This window comes from Actinosynnema sp. NPDC091369 (assembly GCF_044757065.1).
Classification (GTDB): domain Bacteria; phylum Actinomycetota; class Actinomycetes; order Mycobacteriales; family Pseudonocardiaceae; genus Actinosynnema.
This window is the reverse complement of record NZ_JBIVUG010000005.1, coordinates 375611-392120: the sequence shown is the minus strand read 5'-3', so window position 1 is coordinate 392120 and position 16510 is coordinate 375611. Positions and strand designations below refer to the sequence as shown.

Genomic DNA, 16510 nt, shown 5'->3' with positions numbered 1-16510 from the left:
CGGGCAACCTAACCCGGATCGCGCCGATCAGCGCGTCACCAACCTCCTTCCGCGGTTCGTGGCCGCGATCGCGGCGGCCGCGACGGCGACGGCGGCGCCCACGAGGGGGACGGCCGGGGCGTGCACCGCGCCGCCGAGCACACCCGCGCCCGCGATGCCGGTGTAGATGGCGGAGGCGTTCAGGGCGAGCAGGAGGTTCGCCCGGTCCGGGTCCACCGCGACCAGCGCCGCGAACAGGGGCGGGTTGAACGCCCAGAACAACGCGCCCCACGCGGCCATCACGACGACCGCCGTCGCACCGGCCAGCATCGTCGGCAGCACCACGAGCACCGCCGCGCAGCCGCCCAGCGCCACCAGCAGCGGTGTGCGCGGCCCGTGCCGGTCCGCGGCCACACCTCCGATCGCGTTGCCCAGCACCCCGCCGAGGCCGTAGGCCAGCAGGTGGCCGCCGTCCGGTGGGCGGCCGGTGATCGGGCCGAGGTAGCCGTAGACGCTGAACGTGGCCAGGCACGCCAGCAGCGACACGGCCAGCAGCCGGCGCACCGGGGGATCGGCCAGCGGCGCGAGCCGTTGCCGCAACGCCACCGCCGGCCCGGGTCGCACCGTCGGCACGGCGGACCGCACCACCAGCGCCGCCACCACGCACAGCGCCGCCACCAGCACGAACGCCGCCCGGTAGCCGTAGCGGTCGGCGACGAACCGCCCGGCGGGCACGCCCAGCAGCGTCGCGGCCGTCAACCCGGCCGTCACCACCGCCATGGCCTTCGCCCGGTGCGCGGGGTTGAGCTGCGCGGCGACCGCGGTGGCCGCCGGTGTGGCCAGCGCCGCGCCGCACGCGGTGAGCACGCGGGCGACCAGCAGCAGGTCCAGCGTGGGCGCGAGCGCCGCGCCGACGTTGCCCACCGCGGCGACCAGCAGCGCCGCGACCAGCAGCGCCCGTCGCTCGAACCGGGCCGTGAGCATCGCGAGCACCGGCGAGCCGACCGCGTAGGCCAAGGCGAACGCGGTGATCGTCCGGCCCGCGGCCGCGGTGGTGACTCCGAGGTCGGCGGCGACCTCGGTGAGCACCGCCGCGACCACGTACCCGCTGGACCCCGCCGCCACGGTCGTCGCGGCGAGCGCGGCGGTCCGGGCGCGCATCAGGACACCAGTCGGGGCGGCGCCGGGGTCAGGTAGCCGGTGAGGTCGGGTGGGCGGCGGCCGGTGAACGCAACCCGGTAGACGGTCTCGCGGACCAGCGCCACGGGTCTGCCCGCGCTGAGCAGCGTGGCCTGGCACCACAGGGCGGGCACGTCGGCGGGGTCGTCGGGCAGCGGGTCGGCGAAGTCGGGGTCGTCGGGGGCGCGGGTGGTGGTGGCGTAGTGGGTGGCCCGGCGCGCGCCGGTGACCAGCACGCCGAGCGGGGTGTAGCCGCGGTCGAGCTCGTCGCGCGCGGGTTCGTCCAGGTCGAGGCCGCGCTGGTGCACCAGCGCGGTGATCGCGGCCAGGCGCGGGCCGTGGTCGCCGAGGTGGGGCACCAGGTAGCCCTCGCGCCGGGTCACCTCGGTGTGCGGGGGTAAGCCGAGCAGGCACGCCTGCCGGGCGGTGAGTCGGTGGCGGGTGTCGGGTTGCCGGGGGTCGCGGCGCAGGCGGTAGCCCACCCACAGGGACAGCACGCGGGTGAAGGGGACGGGTACGTCGCGCAGGAACCGGGCCATGGTCTCGGCCCGCGCGCCTGCCTCGTCCGCGTGCTCGGCGGGTACGGAGTGGATCATCGGGGTGCACCTTCCGTGAGGGCCGCACAGGTCGTTGTGCGGGCGTCGGTGCGATGGACACCACGATGAGGCCGCACTGATGCGGAAACATCGGTCGGGTGACGGAGAAGATCGCACCCGAGTCCACTGTGGACTGGTGAGGGGTGCTCGGTTTCACGCCGGTGATCCACCGTTGACCAGCGGGTCGCCGCGTGGGTATTCCCGTCCTACGGCGGAATCCCCGTACGCGCCCGCCGAGCGCCCCCTGGTCATCGACACCGCCGCGTACGGCGCGAACACCGGGAAGCTGCTCGCCCGGCTCTCCCGCTGACGACCCGACCCCATCGCGCCCGACCGTCGGACCGGTCACCCGTCCGGGGGAACTCAGCTCTCGACCGGCCGGGACGCCAGCCACAACCGGTGCTCCCGGCCCATCGACTTCTCGGCCTCCGCCACCGCGTCGGCCCACGACGCCTCGTCCGCGTCCAGCAGCCTCACCCGCACCATCGCCAGCTCGCGCGCGGCCATCGAGTAGCTGGTCGCGAGCGTCGAGTGCCGGCGCGTGCCCAGCCACGCCGCGCCGCTGGCCACCACCGCGGCCAGGACGCCGGACATCTCGACCGGACCCACGCCGGACGCCTCCAGCCCCGCGAGCACGATGGCCGCGACCTCGCCCGCGATCAGGGCGCTGCGCCACTGCAACGCGCGCTTGCGGTTGTGCTGCGCCCGGCCCGAGTACCAGTCCCGCTGCTCCTGGAGCCGGTGTTCCAGGTAGGCCGCCCGCCGCTGCTCGAACGGCGCCGCCCGCAACGCGGTCATCGCCGGCGTGGGCGACGGGTCGTCGCCCACCATCGCCAGCCGCTCCTCACTCGCCGCGACCACCTCGGCCACCCGGTCGCGGTACAGCGCCTGCGCCCCCGGCGCGTCGGCCGGGAACGGCGCGCCGGCCACCGCGTACCGCCAGGCCAGCGTCTTGATCGACTCCGCGACCGCGCGCCCGGCGTACCAGTCCCGCTCCGGCTGCTGGGTCCACAGCAGGATCTCCACCACGAGCGCCACCGAGAACGCCACCATCGCCAGGGCGCCGCCGGGGGACACGCCCCCGAAGACGTTCCACGTCATCGCGCCGCCGATCGCCGCGAACACGGCGCTGATCAGGCGGATCCTGCTCCACGACAGAGCCTGTCGCTGACCGCGCCGCGACGCGCCCTCGGCGTCGTGGAAGAGCGCGGGCAGGTCGGCGTCGGTCATGACCCTCCCTCCGTGGTGCGCGTCGGGACCACCGCCCGCACCACGGCGTCCACCCCGGTGTCGGCGGAGGCGATCCTCCCACCGGACGAATCCCACACCGCCGAACGACCCGCCGTGGAGTCGTACCCTTCACCCGTCGGGCCGGCGAAGCTCGCCACCGCCACCCACACACCGTGATCGGCCGCGACCCGACGCGCCCGCGCCTCGACCACGCCCGCGTCCCACGCGTGCTCCACCACCCCGGCCACGTACCCGTCCACGCCCAACGCCGCCGTGTCCGCCGCGTGCCGCGGCACGCCGGTGTCCTTGCACACGGCCAGCCCGAGCCGCGCCCCGTCCACCTCGACCACCGCGGGCGCGCCACCGGGTCGGAAGCGCGCCGGCTCCCGGCCACCGAGCCACATCTTCCGGTAGGCCACCCGCACCCCCGCGCCGGACACCTCCAGCACGCCGATGTGCGGCCCGGCGACCGGCGCGCCCGCGAACGCCACCGACCCCGACGCGGCGCACGCCGCCACCAGCGGCTCCACCAGCTCGAACGGCACCACCGGCGCGTCCAGGTGGTACCCGGTCAGCGACAGCTCCGGGAACACCACCACGCGCGCACCAGCCGCGCGCACCGCCCGGACGTGCGCCGCCACGTTCGCGGCCACGTCGTAGGGGGTGCAGCGCGGCTGGGCGACAGCGATCGTGATCACCCGCCGACCCTAACGCGGCACCTCCGCCCACTCGACGTCCGAAGCCAGGTAGAAGCCGGTGTACGCGGGCTGGTTGTAGGCCGTCTGCTGACGGGCCACGTCCACCCGGTACTGCGGGTCGTGCATCAGCGTGTAGAGCTTGTGGCCGGTGACCTCCGTGCTCAGGTAGACCCGCAACGCCGAGCTGTCCGCCGTGCGCACCACCAGCTCCTCGCGCCAGTCGCCCAGCACGTCGGCGACCAGCGCCGGGTTGCCCTTGGTGCCGTTGTTGGTCCGCGTGCCGGTCGCGGTGAGCAGCGTGCCGCGCCGCCAGTCCTTGACCGTCGGCGTCACGTCCTGCGCGCCGTCGACGATCTGGGTGGTCAGGTCGGCCGCCCAGCGGATGCTCGCGTTCGTGCCCGGGATCGCCGTCGACAGCGGGCGGCCGTCCGCCGACCACAGCCCGGCCGCGTCCGTGCCACCCGGCAGCGACGCCCACGTCTCCAACCCGGGCTCGTCCGGCAGCACGTCGCCCACCATGCCGCGCCCGGTGTCCCGGCCGGTGTACCCGCCGTAGATCACCTCGCCGGTGGCCGCGTCGCGCAGCGCGTAGCCGTAAGGCGCGGACGTCGCGCCCTCGTGCACCATGTAGATCTCGAGCCCCGGGCGGGCCGGGTCGATGTCGGTCACGTGCAGCGCGTCGCCGTGCCCGAGCCGCGCCACCGCGCCGGGGTTCGCGCTGCCCGGCGGCAGGACACCCGACGAGTGGTAGAGCACCGTGCCGTCGTGGTCGAGGGTCGACGCGCCGTAGACGATCTCCTGCTTGCCGTCGCCGTCCACGTCCGCCGCGCTCAACGAGTGCGCGCCCTGCGTGGCCAGGCCGCCGTGCGTCGGCGACGTGCCGTCCCGGCCGTGCACCGGGAAGTTGAACGGGTTGCTCATCGGCACCCAGCCGCTGTCCACGAACCAGTCCTCGACCAGCTTGCGGCCGTTCCACCGGTACGCCGCCAGCGTCGTGCGCGTGTAGTAGCCGCGCGCGAAGACCGCCGACGGCCGCTTGCCGTCCAGGTACGCGACCCCCGCCAGGAACCGGTCCACCCGGTTGCCCGGCTCGATCCGGCCCAGCGCGTAGTCGCCCCACATGAGCCCGTCGTCGTGCCGGCCCGGCTCGTAGCGCACCGTCTCCAGCTCGCGGCCCGACTTGCCGTCGAACACGGTCAGGTACTCCGGGCCGTCCACGACGAACCCGGCGAACGCCCGCAGGTTGTTGCGCGCGCTGCGACTCGGCGCGTAGACGTCCATGAAGTGGTCGGCCAAAGCCCGCGCGTCCACGTCGGACAGCGGGTAGGCGTAGCGCGGCTCGATGCCGAACGCCTGCTCCAGCGTCGCGGGCCACCGACCCGCCACCACCTCGGGGTGCCGGTGCCAGCCCCGGAACATCCCGACGACGTGCTCGTAGTAGCCCGCGGCGCTGAGCCGGTAGTCGTCGCTGTGCGAGTACCCCGCGCGCACGTCCTCGCGGGGCATCGTCACGTACCGCTCGGACACCGCGTTCCCGCGCCGGTCGTACGTCGTGACCTTCGAGCCCGGCGCGGTCTTCATCATCATCTCCGAGCGGCCGTCGCCGTCGAAGTCGTAGACCAGGAACTGCGTGTAGTGCGCGCCGGAGCGGATGTTCACGCCCAGGTCCACCCGGTGCAGCAGGGTGCCGTCGAACCGGTAGGTGTCGACGTAGGTCGGCCCGGTGTAGCCGACCTGCGAGACGTCCTTGGAGTTGGACGGGTCCCACTTCACGACGTACTCGTAGGCGCCGTCACCGTCCACGTCGCCGACGCTGACGTCGTTGGCCGAGTACGTGTACGTCTCGCCGGCGGGCGTCGCGCCGTCGGCGGGCTTGCGCAGCGGCAGGTCGTAGGACCCCGCGGCCCACGGCGACACGGGCTCGCTCGCCTCGCCCTGACGACCCCGCACCACCGGCGCCACCCGGTACTCCGAGCCGCCCTCCGGGTCGAGGTAGTTGGTGCTGTCGGTGACCGTGGCGATCCGGTGGCCGTCGCGGTAGACCGCGAACGCCGGACCGGCCAGGCCCGTGGCGGTGTGGCCGGTGACCTCGTGGCGGAGCAGCCGCCAGCTCAGGAACACCCCGCCGTCGGTGCGCGCGGCGACCAGGCCGCGGTCGAGGCGTTCGAGCCGCGGCCCGTCGGGCGTCGCCGAGGCGGGGGACGTGCTCAGGACTAGCGCTAGGGCCGCCAGGACGGCGGGCAGGGGGCTGACGCGGGTCATCGGCTGCCTCCAAGGAGCGCGACGGTGCGCGAGGTGCGTGACGACGCCACACGATGAACCGTTTCAACGCGAAAGGCAAGAGCGGGCGACGGTGGGGTTTCGACGGCGGAACACGAGTCTTGACGGCGTGATAGGGCTCACCTACGTTGGTTGAACCGATTCAATCGAGAGGTGAGGGTGATGGGACGAGTGTCTCGCCGCGGCGCGGCAGGTCTGCTGGTCGGGCTGGTGTCGCTGACCGCCGCCCTGTCCGGCTGCGGTAGCGATTCGGCCGACGGCCCGGTGACGCTGCGGTTCGTCTGGTGGGGCAACGAAGACCGCGCCAAGGTCACCCGGGCCGCGGTCGACGAGTTCCAGGAGCGCAACCCCGACATCAAGGTCGAGACCGAGTACAGCGGCTACGACGCGTACTTCCAGAAGCTGTCCACCCAGGTCGCGGGCGGCGCCGGACCGGACCTGCTCCAGCTGGACCGGGCCACGGTCGGCGAGTACGCGGGCCGCAACGTGCTGGCCGACCTCGGCGAGTACACCGGCCAGGACCTCAAGCTGGACAAGATCCCGGCCAACCTGCTCGAGGGCGGCAAGGTCGACGGCAAGCAGTACGCCGTCGCCGGTGGCGCGACCACCCAGATGCTGATCTTCGACCCGACCCGCTTCGAGGCCGCCGGCGCGACGGTGCCGACCGCGCCGGGCGAGAAGTGGACGTGGGCGCAGTTCGCCGAGGCGATGGGCAAGGTCGGCGCGGCCGGCCAGGTCGCGGGCACCACCGACTTCGGCTGGGCCGTCGACTGGTTCGAGGTGTGGCTGCACCAGCACGGCAAGTCCCTCTACACCCCCGACGGCAAGCTCGGCTTCACCGCCGACGAGCTGGCCCGGTACTGGGAGGTGATCGGCGCGATGCGGCCGACCAAGGGCGTCTCGCCCGCCGAGGTGACCACCAAGATGGACGGCTCGGTGCAGAACTCCGGCATCGTGACCAAGCAGGCCGCCTCCGAGATCGGCTACGACTCCGCGGTCACCGGCTACTTCGGCGCGTTCGGGCCGAACCTGAAGCTCGCGCCGCTGCCCAGCGACGTGGCCGAGAGCGGCATGGCCGCGATGCCGCCGGTGTCGTTCGCGGTGTCGCAGCGGTCCAAGCACAAGGCCGCGGCCGTGAAGCTGCTCGACTTCCTGCTCAACGACCCCGAGGCGGGCAAGCTGCTCGGCGCGTCGCGCGGCGTGCCGCCGAACGAGGAGATCCGCGCGCAGGTGTGCTCGTCGGCCGAGGGCGGCACGAAGGCCGTGTGCGACTACGAGGTGGCGCAGCAGGACAAGATCGGCCCGGCGTTCGGCGCCTGGCCCACCGGGTCCTCGGCGATCAAGCGCGACTTCCAGCGCACCTACGACGACGTGATCTTCAACCGGGTGAGCGTCGCCGACGCCGCCGAGCGCGTGGTCCAGGACGCCGAGCAGTCGCTGGGGTCCTGAGCATGACCCAGTCCGTGCTGAGCCGGCCCGAGCTCGACGCCCCGCCGTCGACGACCGCCCGCGGCGGTCGCCGACGGCGGGGCCAGGGCGTGGCGTACCTGTTCCTGTCGCCGTGGATCATCGGCGCGGCGCTGCTGACCATCGGCCCCATGGCGGCGTCGCTGTACCTGTCGTTCACCGACTACGACCTGTTCGAGGCGCCCGGCTGGATCGGCGTCGAGAACTACGTGACCATGTTCACCGGCGACGAGCGGTTCTGGCACGCGGCCTGGACCACGACCAAGTACGTGCTGATCTCGGTGCCGCTCAAGCTCGGCCTGGCGCTGGCCGTGGCCATGCTGCTCAACCGGGCCCGCAAGGGCGTCGGCCTGTACCGGTCGGCGTTCTACGCGCCGTCGCTGCTGGGCGCCAGCGTGAGCGTGGCGCTGGCGTGGCGGGCGATGTTCTCCACCGACGGCACGGTGGACCGGGTGCTGTCCTCGATCGGCCTGGACCTGGGCGGGTGGGTCGACCAGCCGCAGTACGCCCTGCTCACGCTGGTGGCGCTGGCGGCGTGGCAGTTCGGTGCGCCGATGGTCATCTTCCTGGCCGGGCTCAAGCAGGTGCCGCGCGAGCTGTACGAGGCGGCGGCCATCGACGGCGCGGGCCGGGCGCGCCGGTTCCTCAGCGTCACGCTGCCGATGCTGTCCCCGGTGATCCTGTTCAACCTGGTGCTGGAGACGATCCACGCGTTCCAGGCGTTCACCGGGGCGTTCGTGGTGAGCAGCGGGCGCGGCGGTCCCAGCGACTCGACCCTGCTGTACCCGCTGTACCTGTACCAGCGCGGGTTCACCGACTTCCGGATGGGCTACGCCTCGGCGATGGCCTGGGTGCTGCTCGCCGTGGTCGCGATCCTGACCGCGCTGGTGTTCCGCAGCGCCCGGCGCTGGGTGTTCTACGCGGGGGAGGACCGTTGAGCGCGTTGACCGCGTCCCGCAAGCCGTTCGCGCCGGGCCGGGTGGTGTGGCACGTCCTGGTCGTCGGTGTGCTGCTGGTGCTGCTGTACCCGGTGATCTGGCTGGTGTCCACGTCGTTCAAGCCCGCGACGGAGGTCATCTCGACGCTCGCGCTGCTGCCGCGGAACCCGACCGGCGGCAACTACGCCGAGGTGTTCGACGGCGTCGGCGAGTTCGGGGTGCTGCACTACTTCTGGAACTCGCTGGTGATCTCGGTCGGCGCGGTGGTCGGCAACGTGCTGTCGTGCTCGCTCGCGGCCTACGCGTTCGGGCGGTTGCACTTCCGCGGCCGGGGGCCCATGTTCGGGTTCATGATGATGACGATCATGATGCCGCAGCACGTGGTGCTGATCCCGCAGTACGTCATCTTCCAGCAGCTGGACATGGTGAACACGTTCTGGCCGCTGGTGCTGCCGAAGTTCCTGGCCACCGACGCGTTCTTCATCTTCCTCATGGTGCAGTTCATCCGCTCGCTGCCGCGCGAGCTCGACGAGGCGGCGACGCTGGACGGCTGCGGGCCGGTCGGCGTGTTCCGGCACGTGATCCTGCCGCTGCTGCGGCCCGCGCTGATCACCACGGCGATCTTCACGTTCATCTGGACCTGGAACGACTTCTTCAGCCAGCTGATCTACCTCAACGACCCGGAGAAGTTCACCCTGCCGCTGGCGTTGCAGCTGTTCATCGACCAGGCCACGCAGTCGGCGTTCGGCCCGATGTTCGCCATGTCGGTGCTCGCGCTGCTGCCGATCGGCCTGTTCTTCCTGGCGTTCCAGCGCTTCCTCGTGGACGGCGTGGCGACCTCCGGGATCAAGGGGTGAGCGCCTGGGCGCGGCCCCTGGCGCTACTGGCCGAGGTGCTGCTGATCGGGGTGCTGGTGACGGTCGCGGCTCTGCCGGTGCTGACCGCGCTGCCCGCCGCGGCGGCCGGCGCCGTGCTGCTGCGCGAGCTGGTGGACGAGGGCCGCACGCCGACCGCGCGCCGGTTCGCCGCGTTGCTCGGGCAGGCGGTGCGCGACCCGCTCGCGCTCGCGCTGCCCGCGGCGGTGCTCGTGGTCGGCGCGCTGGACGTGCTGGCGTTGCTGGGCGGGCTGCCGGGCGCCGCCGCGCTCGGCCCGGTCATCGGGGTGGCGCTGGCCGCGGTGGTGGTCGTGCTGTTGCGGACGGCGGCGCGGTGGCGGCCGGGCGACCGGTGGGCCGCGCTGGTGGCCGAGCCGTCGCGCGACTGGGTCGGGCACGCCTACCTGGTGGTCGCGCTCGCGGTGGTCGGCCTCGTGGTCGCGCAGGCGCCCGCGTTCGCCGTGGTCGTGCCGGGCCTGCTGGTGCTCGCCGCGGTCGCGGTGGAGCGCCGGTGACGCCGCGGGTCGTGCTGGCGGGCGCGTCCGGCTACGGGCGGCTGTACCTGCGGGAGATCGCCGCGCTGGAGGCCGAGGGCCTGCTGCGCCTCACCGGCGTGTGCGAGGTCCACCCGCTCGACGCCGAGGCGCGACGGCTCGTCGGCGACCGGCCGGTGGGCGACGACCTGTCGGCGCTCATGCGTGGCGCGGACATCGGCATCGTGTCCACACCCCTGCACACCCACGTGCCGCTGGCGCACCGGGTGCTGGACGCCGGCGCGCACCTGCTGCTGGAGAAACCGCCCACGCCGACGTTGGTCGACTGGCACGACCTGGTCGCCCGGTCCGAGGGCCGGGTGGTCCAGGTCGGGTTCCAGAGCCTCGGCTCGCACGCGGTGCACCGGCTGGCCGAGCTGATGCGGTCGGGCGCGTTGGGCGAGGTCCGGGGCATCGGCGTGCGCGGCACGTGGTCCCGTGACGACACCTACTACACCCGTGCGCCCTGGGCGGGCCGTCGCACGCTCGACGGCGTGCCGGTCGTGGACGGCGCGCTGACCAACCCGTTCGCGCACGGCATCGCGACCGCGTTGGCGCTGGACGGCAGCACCGGCGTGGACGACGTGCACGACATCGAGCTGGAGCTGCTGCGCTCGCGCGACATCGAGGCCGACGACACCTCGTGCCTGCGGCTGCGCACCCGCAACGGCACGGTCGTCGTGGTCGCGGTGACGCTGTGCGCCGAGGTCGTGCGCGACCCCGTGCTCGTCGTGCACGGCAGCCGCACGCGCGCCGAGCTGCACTACGCCGAGCACCGGCTGGTGATCGACGGCATCGAGGAGCGCCACCGGCACGTCTCACCGCTGCGCAACCTGCTCGACCACCTGGCCGACCCGGCCGTGCCGCTGCACGCGCCGCTGACCGCGACCGGGGCGTTCACCCGGGTGCTGGAAGCGGTCCGCACCGCGCCCGACCCCACCCCGATCGACCCCTCCTGGCTGCGCCGCAACGGCAAGCGGGTGGACGTCGACGGCGTCGACCACGTGGTGGCCAAGGCCGCCGAGCACCTGCGCACCTTCGCCGAGCTGGAGGTGCCGTGGTCGCCGCTGGCCGGGGTGGCCCGGTACGGCTGGGACGGCGTCCGGCTGCCGCTGGTCGTGCCGCGGCCCGCGCTGCACCCCGTGCGCACGCTCGGCGGGGTCGTCGTCACCGGCGAGCACCCCGACGACCACCCGTGGCACCGGGGGATCGGTCTCGCCCTGCCCGACGTCAACGGCGTCAACCTGTGGGGCGGGCGCAACTACGTGCCCGGTCGCGGGTACGTGCCGGGGGAGCTGGGTCGGGTCGAGGAGACCGGGCCCGGCGAGCTGGCCTGGTGCGACTCGGCGGGGGAGGTGCTGCTCCGGGAGCGCCGCCGGGTCCGCAGGCGCGTGGTCGACGGCGGCTGGGAGCTGGAGTGGACCAGCGTGCTGACCGCCGAGCGGGACGTGGTGCTGCACAGCCCCGGCAGCAAGGGCCGGGAGGGCGCGGGCTACGGCGGCTGGTTCTGGCGGCTGCCCGACCTCGACCCGCTGTCCGTGCGCGTCCACACGCCCGACGGCGCGGGGGAGGCGGAGGTCAACGGGCGGACCGCGCCGTGGCTCGCGGTCGTGGTCGCCGACCCGGCGCACCCGTGGACGGCGGTGGTGTCCGGCCCGACCGACCCGTGGTTCGTGCGGGTCGGTCAGTACCAGGGCATCGGCTCGGCCCTGGCCTGGGCCGAGCCGGTCGTGCTCGCGCCGGGTCAGGATCGTGAGATCGCGGTGAAGGTCGCGTTGTACGACGGCGTGCGGCCGCCGTGACCGCGAATAGTCCAGACCATTGACAAGCGTTGCGGCGCAACCATAGCGTCGCTGTGAAACGTTTCATTTTCGGAGGTCGGCGTGCGACGTGTCTGCTTCCTGCTCCGGGTCCGCCCGGAGCGGCTGGAGGAGTACCGGGAGCGGCACCGCGAGGTGTGGCCGGAGATGCGGCAGGCGCTGCGGGAGACCGGGTGGGGCAACTACAGCCTCTTCCTGGCCGACGACGGGCTGCTCGTCGGCTACCTGGAGACCCCGGACTGGGACGCCGCCCAGCGCGGGATGCGCGACCGCGAGGTGAACGACCGGTGGCAGGCCGAGATGGCCGAGTTCTTCACCGCGCTGGACGGCAGGCAGCCCGACGAGGCCATGAGGCCGCTGACCGAGGTCTTCCACCTCGACTGAGCAGGTAAGGAGTCCGGAGTGGACACCAACACAGGAGCACCCGGGACGGGCGCGGTGGCCGAGGCCCTGGCCGGGCAGCGGATCGAGCTGCCGTCCTGGGCGTTCGGCAACTCGGGCACCCGGTTCAAGGTGTTCGCGCAACGCGGAGTGCCGCGCACACCGCACGAGAAGGTCGCCGACGCCGCGACCGTGCACCGGTTCACCGGCGTGGCGCCGTCGGTGGCGCTGCACATCCCGTGGGACGCGGTCGACGACTACGCCGAACTGGCCAAGTTCGCGCAGGACGAGGGCGTGTCGATCGGCACGATCAACGCCAACGTCTTCCAGGACGACGCCTACGTGCTCGGCAGCGTGTGCTCGCCCGACCCGGCGGTGCGCCGCAAGGCGGTCGACCACCTGCTGGAGTGCGTCGACATCATGGACGCGACCGGGTCGCGCGACCTCAAGCTGTGGTTCGCCGACGGCACCAACTACCCCGGCCAGGACAGCATCCGCGCCCGCCAGGACCGGCTCGCCGAGGCGCTGCGCGAGACCTACGACCGGCTCGGCCCGAACCAGCGCATCCTGCTGGAGTACAAGCTGTTCGAGCCCGCGTTCTACACCACCGACGTGCCGGACTGGGGCACGGCCTACGCGCACTGCCTGGAGCTGGGCGAGCGGGCGCAGGTCGTGGTCGACACCGGCCACCACGCGCCGGGCACCAACATCGAGTTCATCGTCGCGGTGCTGCTGCGGGCGGGCAGGCTGGGCGGGTTCGACTTCAACTCCCGCTTCTACGCCGACGACGACCTGATGGTCGGCTCCGCCGACCCGTTCCAGCTGTTCCGGATCATGGTCGAGGTGGTGCACGGCGGCGCGCTCGCGGTCGAGTCCGGGGTGGCGTTCATGCTCGACCAGTGCCACAACATCGAGCCGAAGATCCCCGGCCAGATCCGGTCGGTGATGAACGTGCAGGAGGCCACGGCCAAGGCGCTGCTGGTCGACCGCGAGGCGCTGGCCGCCGCGCAGGCGGCCGGTGACGTGCTCGGCGCGAACGCCGTGCTGATGGACGCCTTCAACACCGACGTGCGGCCGCTGGTGGCGTCCGTGCGCGAGGGCATGGGGCTGGACCCGGACCCGATGGGCGCCTACGCCCGGTCGGGGTACGGCGAGCGGATCGTGGCGGAACGGGTGGGCGGCGAGCAGGCGGGATGGGGCGCGTGACGAACGACCAGGTGCGGGCACTGCTGGCCCGCTCGCACGAGCTGGGCGCGGACCCGGCGACCACGAACTACGCGGGCGGCAACACCTCGGCCAAGGGCGTGGAGACCGACCCGGTCACCGGCGCGCCGGTCGAGCTGCTGTGGGTGAAGGGCTCGGGCGGCGACCTGGGCACGTTGACCGAGCGCGGCCTGGCCGTGCTGCGGCTGGACCGGCTGCGCGCCCTGGTCGACGTCTACCCCGGCGTGGACCGCGAGGACGAGATGGTGGCGGCGTTCGACTACTGCCTGCACGGCAAGGGCGGGGCCGCGCCGTCGATCGACACCGCCATGCACGGCCTGGTGGAAGCCGCGCACGTCGACCACCTGCACCCCGACGCGGGCATCGCGCTGGCCGCGGCGGCGGACGGCGAGGCGTTGACCAAGGAGGTGTTCGGCGACCGCGTGCTGTGGGTGCCGTGGCGGCGTCCCGGGTTCCAGCTCGGCCTGGACATCGCCGCGATCGCCCGGGAGCACCCTCAGGCGATCGGCGTGATCCTCGGCGGGCACGGCATCACCGCGTGGGGCGCGACCTCCGCGCAGTGCCAGGAGCGGTCCCGGGAGATCATCCGCCGGGCCACCGAATTCCTGGCCGAACGCGGCCGGCCGGACCCGTTCGGCGCGAAGCTGCACGACCCGCTGCCCGCCGACGAGCGCCGCGCCCGTGCCGCCGCCCTGGCACCGCTGCTGCGCGGACTGGCGTCCACGGACCGGCCGCAGGTCGGCCACTTCACCGACGCCGAGGTGGTGCTGGACTTCCTGGCCCACGCCGAGCACCCGCGGCTGGCCGCGCTGGGCACGTCCTGCCCGGACCACTTCCTGCGCACGAAGGTCCGGCCGATGGTGCTCGACCTGCCGCCCACCGCGCCGCTGGACGAGGTGGCGGCACGGCTGCGCGAGCTGCACGCGGCCTACCGCGAGGACTACCGCGCCTACTACGAGCGCCACGCCACCCCGGACTCGCCGCCGATGCGCGGCGCGGACCCGGCGATCGTGCTGGTGCCCGGCGTCGGCATGTTCTCCTACGGCAAGGACAAGCAGACCGCGCGGGTGGCGGGCGAGTTCTACGTCAACGCGATCAACGTGATGCGCGGCGCGGAGTCGGTGTCGCGGTACGCGCCGATCGACGAGGCGGAGAAGTTCCGCATCGAGTACTGGGCGCTGGAGGAGGCCAAGCTCCGGCGCATGCCCGCGCCGAAGCCGCTGGCCACCCGCGTCGCCCTGGTGACCGGCGCGGGCTCGGGCATCGGGAAGGCCATCGCCCTGCGGCTGGCGGCCGAGGGCGCGTGCGTGGTCGTCGCGGACGTCGACGCCGACGCGGGGCGGGCCGTGGCGGACGAGCTCGGGCCGGACACCGCGGTGGCCGTGGTCGCGGACGTGACCGACGAGGACGCCGTGACGGCGGCCGTGGCCGAGGCGTGCCTGGCGTTCGGCGGGGTCGACCTGGTGGTCAACAACGCCGGCCTGTCGATCTCCAAGCCGCTGCTGGAGACCACGACCCGCGACTGGGACCTCCAGCACGGGGTGATGGCGCGCGGGTCGTTCCTGGTCGCGAAGGCGGCGGCGAAGGCGATGGTCGAGCAGGGGATGGGCGGTGACATCGTCTACATCGCTTCGAAGAACGCCGTCTTCGCCGGGCCCAACAACGTCGCCTACGGCGCGGCCAAGGCCGACCAGGCGCACCAGGTCCGGCTGCTGGCGGCCGAGCTGGGCGAGCACGGCATCCGGGTCAACGGCGTCAACCCCGACGGCGTGGTGCGCGGGTCGGGCATCTTCGCCGGCGGCTGGGGCGCCCAGCGCGCCGCGGTGTACGGGGTGCCGGAGGAGGAGCTGGGCGCGTTCTACGCCCAGCGCACGTTGCTCAAGCGGGAAGTGCTGCCCGAGCACGTGGCCAACGCGGTGTTCGCGCTCACGGCGGGGGAGCTGTCCCACACGACCGGCGCGCACATCCCGGTGGACGCGGGCGTGGCCGCGGCGTTCCTGAGATGACCGGGCGGGCCGCGGCACCGGATCAGGGGGTGAAACGTTTTAACGCAGGGTTGGGCGGGCTAGGATCGGAAGTGTGCCGTCGCCGGACCGGGAGCGGTACCGGCCGATAGAGTCCACTTCTCCACACCTTCAGTCCGCCGAGGAGGCGCGGTGGTGTCACCGGTGAGCATCCGCGACGTGGCCACGCGCGCGAAGGTGTCCGTCGGCACGGTGTCCAACGTGCTGAACCGTCCCGAGGTCGTCGCACCGGCGACCCGGGACCGGGTCATGGGCGCGATCGAGGAGCTGGGCTTCGTCCGCAACGACGCGGCGCGCCAACTGCGCTCGGGCACGCCGCGCGCCATCGGGCTCGTGGTGCTCGACGTGGGCAACCCGTTCTTCACCGACGTCGCTCGCGGTGTCGAGGACACCGCGAGCGAGGCCGGGCACGCGGTGATCCTGTGCAACAGCGACGAGTCGGCGCAGCGCGAGGCGCGGCACGTGGAGCTGCTGGCCGAGCAGCGGGTGCACGGCGTGCTGATCACGCCCGTGGACACGGACCTCGCCGCGGTGCGCCGGCTGCGCGACCGGGGCATGTCCGTGGTGCTGCTCGACCACCCGACCAGCGACCCGGACCTGTGCGCGGTGGCCGTGGACGACCGGGCGGGCGGCGAGCTGGCCGTCACGCACCTGCTGGCCGAGGGCTACGAGCGGATCGTGATGGTCAACGGGCCGTCGCGCATCCACCAGGCCCGCCAGCGGCACGAGGGCGCGGTCGACGCGGTGCGCAAGGCGGGCCGTGACGAGGGCGTGCTGGAGGAGCTGGGCGTCCCGGCGCTCAACGTGGCGTCCGGGCAGCGCGCGGCCGAGCAGCTGCTGGCCCGCTCCACCCGTCCGGACGCGGTGTTCTGCGCCAACGACCTGCTCGCGCTCGGCGTGCTCCAGGTGCTGGTGCGGGCGGGCGTCCGGGTGCCGGAGGACATCGCCATCGTCGGCTACGACGACATCGACTTCGCCGCCGCGGCTGCCGTGCCGCTCACGTCGGTGCGGCAGCCGCGCCAGCTGATCGGCCGCACGGCCGCCGAGCTGGTGATCGCGGAGACGATGACGCCGGCCGAGCACGAGCACAAGCACGTGCTGTTCGCGCCGGAGCTGGTCGTGCGCGAGTCGAGCCGCCGGGTGCAGCGGCCGCGGCGTCGATCACGGGATTGAACCTTTTCAGTCCGTCTTCGTCCAGCTAGGCGTCCTTTCGGACGTCGGCGGGTCGAGACGCGGATGAATCGTTTCACCTTGACACCCGTTCCGGCGTGGTGCTGTCATGTGCC

At 73.3% G+C, this 16510-nt stretch carries 14 protein-coding genes; 9 read left to right on the top strand and 5 right to left on the bottom strand.

The features are described from left to right. Positions 1-27 precede the first annotated feature (27 nt). From ACIQMJ_RS21705 to ACIQMJ_RS21685, 5 genes are all read right to left on the bottom strand, one after another. Positions 28-1140 (bottom strand): MFS transporter, encoded by a 1113-nt coding sequence (locus ACIQMJ_RS21705; protein WP_499762809.1) that lies wholly within the window; start codon positions 1138-1140, stop codon positions 28-30. Next, positions 1140-1754, bottom strand: coding sequence for a hypothetical protein (locus ACIQMJ_RS21700; RefSeq protein ID WP_499762808.1), 615 nt, complete (start codon positions 1752-1754; stop codon positions 1140-1142). The genes ACIQMJ_RS21705 and ACIQMJ_RS21700 overlap by 1 nt, the downstream gene beginning before the upstream one ends. A gap of 363 nt (positions 1755-2117) precedes the next feature. Further along, complete coding sequence (locus ACIQMJ_RS21695) at positions 2118-2984, bottom strand: DUF4231 domain-containing protein (protein ID WP_499762807.1); 867 nt, start codon at positions 2982-2984, stop codon at positions 2118-2120. Then, positions 2981-3682, bottom strand: coding sequence for a carbon-nitrogen hydrolase family protein (locus tag ACIQMJ_RS21690; protein ID WP_499762806.1), 702 nt, complete (start codon positions 3680-3682; stop codon positions 2981-2983). The genes ACIQMJ_RS21695 and ACIQMJ_RS21690 overlap by 4 nt, the downstream gene beginning before the upstream one ends. Before the next feature lie 9 nt (positions 3683-3691). Then, positions 3692-5944 carry a rhamnogalacturonan lyase gene (locus ACIQMJ_RS21685; RefSeq protein ID WP_499762805.1) on the bottom strand — a complete coding sequence of 751 codons (2253 nt, stop codon included), beginning with the start codon at positions 5942-5944 and terminating at the stop codon, positions 3692-3694. A gap of 180 nt (positions 5945-6124) precedes the next feature. Between ACIQMJ_RS21685 and ACIQMJ_RS21680 the strand changes: the two genes are divergently transcribed. The 9 genes from ACIQMJ_RS21680 to ACIQMJ_RS21640 all read left to right on the top strand — a co-directional run bounded on the left by ACIQMJ_RS21680 (position 6125) and on the right by ACIQMJ_RS21640 (position 16397). Beyond that, on the top strand, positions 6125-7411 hold the full coding sequence (locus ACIQMJ_RS21680) for an ABC transporter substrate-binding protein (RefSeq protein ID WP_499762804.1): 1287 nt from the start codon (positions 6125-6127) through the stop codon (positions 7409-7411). A 2-nt stretch (positions 7412-7413) separates the two neighbouring features. Next, positions 7414-8367: a carbohydrate ABC transporter permease gene (locus ACIQMJ_RS21675; protein WP_499762803.1), complete on the top strand. Its 954-nt coding sequence runs from the start codon at positions 7414-7416 to the stop codon at positions 8365-8367. Beyond that, positions 8364-9224 carry a carbohydrate ABC transporter permease gene (locus ACIQMJ_RS21670; protein WP_499762802.1) on the top strand — a complete coding sequence of 287 codons (861 nt, stop codon included), beginning with the start codon at positions 8364-8366 and terminating at the stop codon, positions 9222-9224. Before ACIQMJ_RS21675 ends, ACIQMJ_RS21670 begins: the two co-directional genes overlap by 4 nt. Continuing rightward, positions 9221-9757: a hypothetical protein gene (locus ACIQMJ_RS21665; RefSeq protein WP_499762801.1), complete on the top strand. Its 537-nt coding sequence runs from the start codon at positions 9221-9223 to the stop codon at positions 9755-9757. The genes ACIQMJ_RS21670 and ACIQMJ_RS21665 overlap by 4 nt, the downstream gene beginning before the upstream one ends. Further along, complete coding sequence (locus tag ACIQMJ_RS21660; RefSeq protein ID WP_499762800.1) at positions 9754-11577, top strand: DUF6807 family protein; 1824 nt, start codon at positions 9754-9756, stop codon at positions 11575-11577. Before ACIQMJ_RS21665 ends, ACIQMJ_RS21660 begins: the two co-directional genes overlap by 4 nt. 81 nt (positions 11578-11658) lie before the next feature. After that, positions 11659-11979, top strand: coding sequence for an L-rhamnose mutarotase (locus ACIQMJ_RS21655; protein ID WP_499762799.1), 321 nt, complete (start codon positions 11659-11661; stop codon positions 11977-11979). A gap of 18 nt (positions 11980-11997) precedes the next feature. Further along, on the top strand, positions 11998-13182 hold the full coding sequence (gene rhaI / locus ACIQMJ_RS21650; RefSeq protein WP_499762798.1) for an L-rhamnose isomerase: 1185 nt from the start codon (positions 11998-12000) through the stop codon (positions 13180-13182). Then, positions 13179-15206: a bifunctional aldolase/short-chain dehydrogenase gene (locus tag ACIQMJ_RS21645; protein ID WP_499762797.1), complete on the top strand. Its 2028-nt coding sequence runs from the start codon at positions 13179-13181 to the stop codon at positions 15204-15206. Before rhaI ends, ACIQMJ_RS21645 begins: the two co-directional genes overlap by 4 nt. 150 nt (positions 15207-15356) lie before the next feature. Next, on the top strand, positions 15357-16397 hold the full coding sequence (locus ACIQMJ_RS21640) for a LacI family DNA-binding transcriptional regulator (RefSeq protein ID WP_499762796.1): 1041 nt from the start codon (positions 15357-15359) through the stop codon (positions 16395-16397). Positions 16398-16510 lie beyond the last annotated feature (113 nt).